Below are 11,961 nucleotides of genomic sequence, written 5' to 3'. Positions count from 1 at the left end.
TATAATAATATATGCGGAGCCAAATGACTTTGGAAAAGTATCCGGGGTTTTGCTTATTAAATCATGAGTATTCAAAACCGGTTTTAAAACTATTCTTAGATGTCGGCACGTTTTTTTTAAAAAGAGCGGACAATTATTTAGAATTCCTTTTTCTGTTTTTGAATCGTATCTTCGTATTTGTTCGTTACATCTCTTTTTGCACGTCCCATACGCTCAGCAATTTTTTTGGTTCTTCGGCAAATACGCGAAATATTTGCCTTAACAGAGATATAAAGAACTTTTTCAATAAATCGTTGACTGCCGATAACCTTAAAAACTTCGGTTTCAAAAACTACTTAACGGATTCTTATGGAGAACGGTACATTTGTACAAATTGAGTATCTCGGAAAGATAAAGGAAAGCGGAGAAATCTTTGACCTTACTTATGAGAATATTGCAAAGGAAAAAAAGATTTATAACCCGAATGTAAACTATGGCCCCATAACAATAATCCTTGGCAACAAGCAGATACTTGCAAGCCTTGACAGTAAAATCAAAGAGATGAACGTTGGCGAGAAAAAGACAATTGTTCTTGAGACAAAAGAGGCTTTTGGGGAGCGATCCGCCGAATTTGTCAAAATAATTCCGTTGAGCAATTTTACGAGGCAGAATATGCACCCTCAGGTAGGGCAATTTATAACTCTTGCAAACAATTTGCAGGGGCGCGTATTATCTGTTTCAAGCGGCAGGGTAAAAATAGATTTTAATCATCCTCTTGCAGGAAAAGAGCTTGAGTATGAAGTCGTTCTTAATAAGATTGTTGAAAAGCCTGAAGAAAAGGTTTCTGCAGTTTTCTTATATTATTCAAATACTGAAGCGAAATCGGTTTCGATAGATCCATTGAAAGGAACCGCCAAAATAGAGCTTCCGAGTGCTTTTGAGCTTGCGCAGAACGGAAAGAAAAAGATATCTGACGAGATAATACTGCATGTTTCAGGCATAAAAGAGGTCAGTTTTGTAGAGAATTTTGAAAAATCAGTTACAAAATCATCTAACGAACTGGAAGAAATAACGCCCTCAAAATAATTGCCTTTAAGGTAGCTATTTAAATATGTGCGCTATAATTTAGTATATGAAAGAGGATAAAGGTAATGCTATGGATGAACTAATCAGAAGCGTCGTGAGAAAACAGGAAGGTGCCGGAAACGGTACGAAAGAAGCACTTCCCCAAAGGAAGCACGCAAAGGATGCGGATCTTCAGGAACTTCTGAAAAAGAAGAAAGCGAGCGTCTTTATTGTCGGTTGCGGCGGCGCCGGAAATAATACCATTTCTCGTTTGATGCAAGTTGGCATAGACGGAGCTAAGATAATTGCAATAAATACAGATGCTCAGGACCTTCTTTATACAGATGCTGACGAGAAAATCCTTATCGGAAAAGATATTACTGAGGGCCTTGGTGCAGGAGCAAACCCGAAAGTTGGAGAAGCTGCTGCAAAAGAGTCAAAGGATGAAATAAAATCAGCATTACAAGGCGGAGACCTTATATTCATTACATGCGGGCTTGGCGGAGGAACGGGAACAGGTTCTGCTCCGATTGTTGCTGAGGTTGCAAGAAAAGAGAATGCATTGACTGTAGGTATTGTAACACTGCCATTCCATATGGAAGGCAGCCACAGGATGGCAAATGCCAGAATGGGCCTTGAGAAGTTGGAAGAGCTTGTCGATACCTTGATAGTCATACCGAACGAGAAGCTTATTGAAATAGTTCCTGACGTGTCTATAAATACTGCTTTTAAAGTGGCTGACGAGATTCTTGTGAACGCGGTTAAAGGCATAACCGAGCTCATTACAAAGCCCGGATTGATAAACCTGGACTTTGCAGACGTCAAAGCCATTATGGGCAACGGCGGAGTGGCAATGGTTGGAATGGGCGAATCAGATACAGAGAACAGAGGGTATGAGGCAGTGCACAAAGCGCTTACAAATCCGCTTCTTGACATGGACATCGAAGGCGCAACAGGCGCATTGATAAATGTCACAGGAGGTGCGGATCTGACTTTGAAAGAGGCAAAGGAAATAGTCACTTCTGTTACATCACAGCTTGCTCCTGATGCAAAAGTCATCTGGGGGGCAATGATACAAAGAGAACTGGGCGATATGATTCGCGTGCTTCTGATTGTGACCGGCGTAAAGAACTACACTGTTGGCCTGCCACCGGAAGTCGGGCATAAGGCAGCGCCTGAACTCAAAGACGGCATTGAAAAGGATCTTGGAATTGAATTTATATAAGTGCTGTTCAAGAACATTTGATTGAATAGCTTTAGCTTTGTAACTATCTGTTTTTTGTTTTGAGTTCCTTTTTCAGAACCGGACAATTTATCGCTGCGAAATGAGGTCCACCGCAACATTTATATACCTTCTTGATAATGTTATTCTGAATCCCGATGTAACTCGGCCGCATAATCATGGAAACTGCGGTTTCCAAGCTTTCGGGAATTTTTCAGCGAAGCTGAAAAAGTCTAGAGCGCAAGCGAAAGAACCCTAAAATCCCAAAATCGGCCGGTGTTTTTTGGCTCGAAAGAGACAAAAAAGCTTGGCACGTTAGTGCCATGATTTAGGGCGGTTTGCGCTGACGCGCAAGCCACCAGTCAAGCATAGCGAATTCATAATATCCCGCTGTAACTCAACCCGGTAGAGTGCACGGCTGTAGAAGGAGAACTGCATTTTCAGGTTCTGCAAGGAGACCTGAAAAACTTGAAAATCCACAAGGATTTTCATGTCGTTTTCCGGTTTAGCCCGTACTCAAACATAGAAGTCAGGCAAAGTTTCAGCTACCGTGATGTTGCCGGTTCAATTCATGCAATGCGCAGAAGTTTTATGGCGCGTTGCATCTGAAAATCCGGCCAGCGGGATAGAAATTTCCCTTCCGATTTGGACAATAACTGCAGTAAGTGGTTAATTTGGCGCACCTCTTAAGCTTTGACAGGGGGTTCGTTAATGGGATTTGATATTATTGAGCGAATGCATCCCTTACGAAACAAATAAGATTTTCACGCATTCTAATCGCCGTCAAACTTTTTACTTTGCGCGCCGAACAATACTCATGGAAATCGCTTTGAGATTTGACAAAGGAACAATCCTTGTTAGAGGTGTCAAAGTGCCTAATTCTACCTGGGATGAGCGCGCCCAAAGCTTCCGCGCCATGGCTATGCATTACAAAGACATCATTGATTACCTGGCGGCATCAAAGATTAATTTCGCGGACTACGCCCTTGACTTCATCCCGTGCCCGGAACTTCAGGCAAATGTAACTCTTCGCGATTACCAAAAGCAGGCATTGGATGCATGGGAACTTAATGGCAAGCGCGGAGTAATCGTGCTTCCCACAGGAAGCGGCAAGACAATTATCGGCATAAAAGCGATTGCACTTCTGAACACCCCTGTTTTAGTAATATGTCCGACCCTTGATTTGGTTTACCAGTGGCGCGCCAAGCTAAAAGAGGCATTTAACACCGAAATAGGAATGCTTGGCGGCGGCGAGCAGGACATAAAGGCGATAACTGTCTCTACTTATGATTCAGCATATATTCATGCAGGCTATCTCGGAAACAGGTTTGGTTTCCTGATTTTTGACGAAGTGCATCACCTGCCCGCAGAGGGCTACAGGCAGATAGCCGAGATGTTTGCCGCACCGTTCCGCATGGGCCTGACCGCAACTTACGAAAGAGACGACGGCCTGCATTCGGAACTTAACCGCATTCTTGGCGGCAAGGTTTTTGAGATGAATGTGAAAGAGCTTTCAGGCACGCATCTATCGCCGTATGCGCTCAGAAAAGTTGCGGTTGAGCTCGTCCGCGAAGAAAGGGAAGAATACAACAAAAACAAAGAAGTGTTTGCCGATTACTTAAAAAAAAGCAACATCCGCCTAAGAGGTGCTGCGGATTTCCAGAAGCTTGTGATGCGAAGCGGACGAGACCCGAATGCGCGCAGGGCATTGCTTGCACGGAACAAGGCACGCGACATTTCGCTTAACAGCGCTTCAAAAATCGAAAAGCTTGCGGAAATCCTGAACGAGCATAAAGAGGCACGGATATTTATTTTCACAGAGCATAACAAATTGGTTCACATAATCTCAAACAGGTTCCTGATACCTTCGATAACCTATAGAACAGGAGGCAAAGAAAGGGAGCAGATTCTTGGCGGATTCAAATCCGGCGCATACAGGGCAATCGTCACTTCAAAAGTTCTTGATGAAGGAATTGATGTTCCCGATGCCAATGTCGGCGTGATACTGAGCGGAACAGGAAGCGCGCGGGCTTTTGTGCAGAGGCTCGGGCGCATATTGCGGAAAAGGGAAGGCAAGGAAGCGATATTGTATGAAATAGTGTCGCGCGAAACAAGCGAAGTGGGCGCATCAAGCAGGAGAAAAAAATCAATCGGGTGATGTAATGTTAACAGGAGACTTATTAGTTGCAAGGACGTACAAAGGGAAGATTGAACCGGTGTATGCAGCCATAACTCCGGAGAATATGGAGCTTGCAGAGGCAATTATCGATATATTCATGAGAAATGTCGGGAAAACATACGGCTCACTTATTGAAGAGACAAAAAGCTTTGAGGAAATGAATTTCCGCCTCATCCGCGGATGGATTCAGCTTCTTGAGCGGCGATGTGTAATTGAGCAGGATTCTATTGTCGAGCCGTCTGTCGCGCGCAAGGCAGTATTTGACGAGTGCCGCGGTATGGCGCTTGCGGATGAGCGGCAAAGAGCCATCGATTCAGCAGCGAAAAAGCTTTCAATTACCTCCGAACAATTGGAAAATACATTGTGGGCAGACTATGAAGAAAACCTGATTGTAAAAGAGTTTGAGCCGATAACTGCCGAGAACCTGCTTCGGCAATACAACCTCTCGCTTGTGCAGACCTTGCTTTTCAAAGCCACTGGGCTGGAATTTAAAATAGAAGGTAATTTCCAAAATGTGTTCCGAAAGATAAAGCGGCTCGGGCTCATCTACAATATTGAGAATGATACTGTGTTTCTGGACGGCGCGCTATCATTATTCAAGATGACCGAGCGATACGGAACATCGCTTGCAAAGCTCCTTCCTGAGATTATGCGGGCGGATAAATGGAGTATAAATGCAAGTGTCATGAAAAGGTCTTATGGCGACAAGAGGATTTTTGAATTTGCGCTGGACGACACAAAGAAGATTTTCAACACAAATGATTATTCAGACAACATATTCGATAGCGCCATTGAAGAAGAATTCGCGCGCCACGACTTCGGCGGCTGGAATGTTAAACGAGAGCCTGCGGTATTGAAAGCAGGCCAGTACGCATTTATCCCAGATTTCTTAATTGAAAATAGCGCCACAAAAATATACGTTGAAATTGTCGGTTTCTGGACGCCAGAATATTTGCAAAAGAAAATACAAAAGGTCAATCAGGTTAAAGAGACTTTGATGCTTTTGGTTGACAAAAACCTTGCGTGTTCCATCACTGAATTCAAAATAAATTCAGGAAATGTTATTTTCTTTGACAAAAAGATCCCGTATTCGGAAATAGCCAAAGTTCTGAATGCTTATGAGGAAAAGCAATTAGCATCGGAAATAAATTCACTGAAGGATATTGAAATTTCGCTGGAGGGTGACGTTATCAGTATCGCCAAAATTGCCGAAACCTATAAAATCAGCGCGAAAGCCCTGTATGAAATTCTGAAGACGAAGAAAAAACATGAAGGATACCTGCTTTTTCAAACCCAACTTGTCAGCCAGAAAACAATAGATGCGATACGGGATGATTTGGAATTCATAAAAAACTATCCCGACACGCTAAAAGTTTTTGAAAAATACGGCGTGAAAGGGCATAGTGAGGTGCTTGGCGCGCTCGGATATAAGATAAAATGGGCTGGGCTCAAACCTGAAAATGCGGAGATTGTAGTTGTAAAAAACCATCTTCAAAAGCAATCATAACTGATGTCGGCAACTTTTCTTGCATATCGGCAACGCCAAAGGCGATGTTATATATGCCGCAAAAAGCACGTTATTCTTGGACTTAAAAACTCCTGCGCTGGTGGGTTTGGAGACCTCTTCGGTCACTGAAATCTTCAAAACCGAACCCAAACCGCGCATTCTACTTCTTATATGGCGCGCATTCTTTGGCATAATGTCCGTTTTGAGTTATAGCGCATAAATTGTGTGTGTGGACGCGCTTGCAAAGGTTATAAAATAGTGTGAGGAAGTATACTCCATGGCTGATGACGCGCATTTATCCGAATTTCAGACAAGATCTTCTAAAATAGATGTAATGCTGCGAGAACAAAATTGGATACTGCCAAAACGTAAATTTGGCATTGTGTCTGGCTTATCTGCGGATTTAAAAAAAACTATGGCAGTTGCCGAATCAAAAGAACAATATGGGAAGGTAATTAACGTAATCGAAGAAGTAGACACAAAACAATCTGATTTCAAGATTCGCGATTATAAAACAGTTGATGAAACATTAAAAAATGATTTGGAGAGCAAATACGCCGATTATCTCTTATTGGATTCAAATGGCGATTCATTAGCCATAATTGAAGCAAAGAGAACATCAAAAGATCCTATCGCAACCGCTCAAACACAGGCAGCACAATATGCGGATGATATAAAGAAGCAAACCGGAAAAGATGTTTTTATTTTTCTTTCAAATGGCTATGAAATATGGTTCTGGAACAGACCATATCAAGGATTGCGTCAAATAAGGGGATTTTATTCAAGAGGCGATCTTGAAAAGATAATCTTTCAAAATAAAAATCGCCAGAGACTATCGAACATCTCAATAAATAAAGAGATTGTCGACCGCCCAAAGAGCATTGAATGCGTTAAGCGAGTATTGGAACATTTGGATAAAGGGCATAGAAAAGCGTTAATTGTAATGGCGACGGGCACTGGAAAAACCCGCGTTGCCATGTCGATTATAGACGTAATGATGAAGGCAAAACAAGCCCAGAAAATACTATTTTTGGCCGACCGTAAAGCGTTGAGAAACCAAGCATACAATAAAGGGTTCAAGAAATTCTTTCCGGAAGAGTCAAAAGCCAAAATTTATTCTGGAAATATTGATAGAAATGCAAATCTTTACGTATCAACCATACAAACACTAAGCGAATGCTACACAGAAATTTCTCCAGGATATTTTGACCTCATAATTTCTGATGAAGCGCACCGGTCAATATACAACAAATGGAAGGATGTTTTTACATATTTTGATGCTGTGCAAATAGGGCTTACAGCAACGCCAGCGGATATGATTGATCATGATACATTTCGATTTTTTGAATGCGGCGAAAAGCAGGCGACTGCGGTTTACAGTTATGAGGATGCGATAAAAGACGGCGTTCTTTGCGATTTCAAAGTTCAAGGCGCGCAAACGCATTTTCAAATAAAGGGCGTAAAAACAGGCGATTTAAGCAAGGATATGACAAAAGAGATGCTTGAGCGCGGTATGAATCCAGATGAAATAAATTTTGAAGGCACTGATTTTGAAAAGAAATTCGTAACAACCGGAACTAATGAAGCGCTTGTCAAAGAATTTATGGAGCACTGTCTCACGGATGAAACCGGCACGATTCCTGCAAAGTCGATAATTTTTGCCATGTCGAAAAAACATGCAAAAAGAATCTGGGAAGCGTTTGAGAAGCTTTATCCCGAATACAAGTCAAAGCTTGCGAGGATAATAGTCTCGGAAGATTCAAGAGCGCAGGACAGCATAGAAGAGTTTGAAAAAAATAAATGGCCAAGAGTAGCGATTTCCGTAGATATGCTTGATACGGGAATAGACGTGCCGGAAGTGTGCAATCTCATGTTTGCAAAGCCCGTATTCTCAAAAATAAAATTCTGGCAAATGATTGGGCGTGGAACGCGGGCAAATAGCGCATGCGAACATAAGGAATGGCTGCCGAACGGCAAAAAAGAATATTTCAAGATATTTGACTTCTGGAATAATTTTGAGCGCTTCAGCATGAAACCGGAAGGAGAGCAAACAGAATCAAGCGAAGCGATTACAAACAGGATTTTTAGGATGCGTATTGAACAGCTCGAATACTTGATGAAAAAAGGAGATGGACGAGCAGAATTTTTGAAGAAAAAAATAAGCGAGGACGTTGATTCTCTTCCCAAAGATTCGGTTTCTGTCCGCGAACATTTAAGGGTTGTTGAAAAGGCGCTTTCACCAAAATTATGGACTAATGTCGGAACTAATCCAATAGAGTTCTTAAAAAAAGATATTGCTCCGTTAATGCGGTATAAACAAAATGTGAATATAATTGCTGCATCATTTACGCTAAAAGCAGAACGGCTTGCGCTTGCAATTCTTAAAAACAACGAAAACGAACTTGAGCGGCTTCCGGACGAAATCTGCAAAATGCTTGATTGTCTGCCAAGAACGTTGAATCAAATAAAGCTGAAGGAGGCGCTTCTTGATAAAGTGATGAGTAAAAAATTCTGGAATGATGTGTGTTTTGATGATGCCCAGATGCTTATTGACGAATTTGCAGAGCTCATGAAGTTCAAGAGGGACGAGCCGAGAGAGCCAATAATTATTAATATCGATGATGTTGTAGAACAGCGAAAAATAATAGAGTTCGGCCCGGACGCCGAACAGGAATATGTCAAAGTCTATAAGGAAAAAGTTGATAAGCGCATAAAAGAGCTTGTAAAAGAGCATCCTACAATAAAGAAGATATTCACAAATGAGAAACTTACTGAAAAAGATGTTCGGGCTTTGGAGGAAACATTGAACAGTCCGGAATTGTACTTTACTGAGGATGTATTGAAGCAGTTCTATAAAGGAACCTTTGTTAATTTCATAAAGGAGACCCTCGGGCTTTATAAAGAAGAATCGCCCGAAGTGAAGATAAAAAAAGCGTTTGAAACGCATCTTGTTGAGAACAACAAGCTTTACAATGCAGACCAGCTTAATTTTATAAGAACTTTACAGACGGTTTTTGCAAAGAAGAAGCATATAGAATATTCCGACTTGTTCGATGCGCCATTCATAAACTTCGGCATCAATGCGCCGATTCCAATGTTTGAAAAGGATGAGCTAAAAGGGCTGGTAACACTGTGCAACCGGCTTGAAAAGGATGTATTTATGGGTGGGTAAATGCTTGCAAGCGAATTAAAGGCGAAGATAAACAAATTATGGGACCGATTCTGGAGCGGAGGAATTACGAATCCGCTTACTGCAATAGAGCAGATGAGCTATATTATTTTCATGAAGCGGCTTGAAGACCTTGATAACATACACGAAAAAAGAGCTTTAGCGCGAGGAGAAAAATACAATTCTATATTTGTCGGACATGAAAACTGCCGATGGTCTGAATGGAAGCATTTTAACGCTCCGGATATGATGGTGCATGTAAAGGACGTAGTTTTTCCGTTTATCAAAACAGTAAGAGACGGAGAAAAAACGCTTTTTTCTGAACACATGAAAGACGCAATATTTATGATACCTAAGCCGTCGCTTTTACAGGAAGCAGTGAGCATAATTGACGAGCTGAACATAACTGCGCAAAACAGGGATATTCAGGGAGATATTTACGAATACTTATTGTCTGAACTTAAAACCGCAGGGAAAAACGGGCAATTCAGGACGCCAAGGCACATAATAAGGATGATGGTTGCGCTTGTCAATCCGGATATTGGCCAGAAAATATGCGATCCTGCATGCGGCACAGCAGGATTTTTGATTAATTCGTATGAGTATATACTGACAAAATATACGTCGTCCGACATGATAAAATATGACGAAGAAGGCGAGCCGCATAATATTGTTGGCGATAAAATTGTTGAGAAAAAACACTGGGATATTTTGTGGAAGAATACTTTCTTTGGGTATGAATTTGACACCACAATGGTCAGAATTGCGCTTATGAATATGGTTTTGCACGGAATACAGGCACCGCATATCGACTATATGGATACGCTTTCAAAGAGATTTGAAGAAAAAAATAAGTATGACATTGTCCTTGCAAATCCGCCGTTTAAAGGCAGCATTGATAAAAGCGATATTAACGACAATTTAAGTTTGGATACAACAAAAACAGAGCTCCTTTTTGTCGAGCAGATGATGAACCTTTTGATTATCGGCGGGCAATGCGGAGTAATTGTGCCTGACGGCGTTCTGTTCGGAAGCTCAAATGCGCACAAAAAACTGCGGCAGATGATTCTTGAAAACTGCCAGCTTGAAGCAGTTATTTCAATGCCTTCCGGCGTGTTCAAGCCGTATGCTGGAGTATCAACTGCTGTGATTGTGTTCACAAAGGGAGGGAAAACAGATAAAGTATGGTTCTATGATATGGACAAAGACGGGTATTCGCTTGATGATAAACGGACGTTTGTTGATGGCAAGGGCGACATTCCAGACATTATTGAGAGATTCAAAAACCGCGCGAATGAGAAACAAACTGACAGAAAAGCCAAGTGCTTCTTTGTGCCTGCTTCGGAAATAAAGGCAAACGGATACGACCTTTCTATCTCAAAATACAAGGAAATCGAATACGAAGAAGTCAAATACGAGCCGCCGAAAGAAATAATCGCAAAAATTGGCGCGCTTGAGGACAAGATAAAAGAGAATGTCGCAGAATTGGGAAAGATGATTTAATTAATTAAAACGTATATATGGATAACATAACAAAATAATAAGAGGGAATGTTCGATGGATATTGTTACTGACGCTCAAATACGCGCTTTCATAGATGAAGTTAAGCTACTACAGCCTAATTTTACTCCGCGTCTAAAAGACGGAATCGGAAAATATTCCTTCGAACATCAAGTAATTGGATTGTTGGGCAATATGTTCAAAATAATCATACGGCAATCGAAAATAAATCCTTTGGATTTTTCGGTAATTTTTGGAGTACTTTTGGGCGGAAATTTATTTAGAATTAAACGATATAATGGAAATTCGCATACACATATGAATAAACTTGAAAAAATTGAAATTCAAGGTTTTCACATACACCTCGCCACACAGAAATATCAGGAAAACGGATTTAAAGAAGAAGGATACGCCGAGAAAACAACAAGATACAGCGACTGGAAAACTGCATTAGATTTAATGCTAAACGAGAACAATTTTGAGTTTGAAGTAGATAAAGAACAAAGAAGGCTGGTTTAAATGGACAATAACATTATCCTGAAGCAATTTAAGGAGAAAGTTTCAGAATGCATTAAACTAGATGTTAAAGGAGTAAATCGGATTATAGTAAAAACGCCTTTTATGTTTGAGGACGGGGACAACTTAGTTATACTTTTAAAATACATCCAATCATCGAAAAAATGGGTGTTATCTGATGAAGGCCATACATTTCTGCACCTCAGCTATTTTATGGATGAAAAAGACATGTCAAAAGGAACGCGGGAAACAATCATTAAAAACTCTAAAATGATGTTTGGCGTTCAGGAACAAAGCGGAGAGCTGTTTTTAGAAATCGAAAATAATAACTTCGGCGACGCATTATATGATTTTGTCCAGTGCCTGCTGAAAATATCCGACATCACTTTTTTGGAGCGCGAAAGAGTAAAGACAACGTTCTTTGAAGACTTTAAAGCATCTATTAACTTGATTGCAAAAAGGAAAAAGCTTGATGCGAGGTTTGGATGCTATTATGATGAGAAAGACAAGCAAAAGGCGTATCCGATAGATTGCTGCATAGAAACGAATGAACAGCCAATATTCATATTTGCGATAAACGGCGATTCAAGATGCAGGGATGTGACTATTTCAATACTAATGTTTGAAAGGTGGAACATAAAATTTCATGCAGTAGGAGTTTTTGAAGACCAGACAGAAATAAGCAGGAATGTTCTGGCAAAATTCTCGGATGTCTGCGAAAAACAAATATCTAGCCTTGACACAGTAGAGCGGCTTGAAAGTTATATTGAGCTGCATAGAAAATAAATTCTTATCTTAAAGAAGCGTTGCGGAACTTGCGCAGT

General features: G+C 41.0%; 8 protein-coding genes and 1 tRNA gene. All 9 read left to right on the top strand.

Annotated features, from left to right (window positions below; translation table 11 throughout):
• Positions 1–348 precede the first annotated feature (348 nt).
• On the top strand, positions 349–1,065 hold the full coding sequence (locus KKB09_04445) for a peptidylprolyl isomerase (protein MBU4300444.1): 717 nt from the start codon (positions 349–351) through the stop codon (positions 1,063–1,065).
• Positions 1,066–1,135: 70 nt separating this feature from the next.
• Positions 1,136–2,269 (top strand): cell division protein FtsZ, encoded by a 1,134-nt coding sequence (gene ftsZ / locus KKB09_04440; protein MBU4300443.1) that lies wholly within the window; start codon positions 1,136–1,138, stop codon positions 2,267–2,269.
• A 383-nt stretch (positions 2,270–2,652) separates the two neighbouring features.
• Positions 2,653–2,892: transfer RNA gene (locus KKB09_04435), tRNA-Tyr, on the top strand.
• Between the two features lie 191 nt (positions 2,893–3,083).
• Entirely contained in the window at positions 3,084–4,424 is a 1,341-nt protein-coding gene (locus KKB09_04430) for a DEAD/DEAH box helicase family protein (protein MBU4300442.1), read from the top strand.
• A gap of 4 nt (positions 4,425–4,428) precedes the next feature.
• Positions 4,429–5,952, top strand: a complete 1,524-nt coding sequence (locus KKB09_04425; protein MBU4300441.1) for a DUF790 family protein — start codon at positions 4,429–4,431, stop codon at positions 5,950–5,952.
• Positions 5,953–6,229: 277 nt separating this feature from the next.
• A complete protein-coding gene (locus KKB09_04420) occupies positions 6,230–9,124 on the top strand; it encodes a DEAD/DEAH box helicase family protein (GenBank protein MBU4300440.1) in 2,895 nt (964 codons plus the stop codon).
• Entirely contained in the window at positions 9,125–10,624 is a 1,500-nt protein-coding gene (locus KKB09_04415; protein ID MBU4300439.1) for a type I restriction-modification system subunit M, read from the top strand.
• A 54-nt stretch (positions 10,625–10,678) separates the two neighbouring features.
• Positions 10,679–11,140 carry a hypothetical protein gene (locus KKB09_04410; protein MBU4300438.1) on the top strand — a complete coding sequence of 154 codons (462 nt, stop codon included), beginning with the start codon at positions 10,679–10,681 and terminating at the stop codon, positions 11,138–11,140.
• Entirely contained in the window at positions 11,141–11,923 is a 783-nt protein-coding gene (locus tag KKB09_04405; GenBank protein MBU4300437.1) for a DUF1828 domain-containing protein, read from the top strand. It abuts the gene before it with no gap.
• Positions 11,924–11,961: the final 38 nt, after the last annotated feature.

This window comes from Nanoarchaeota archaeon (assembly GCA_018897155.1).
Taxonomy (GTDB): domain Archaea; phylum EX4484-52; class EX4484-52; order EX4484-52; family LFW-46; genus LFW-46.
Note: the sequence above shows the minus strand (reverse complement) of the source record. Positions and strands in the feature narration are given on the sequence as shown.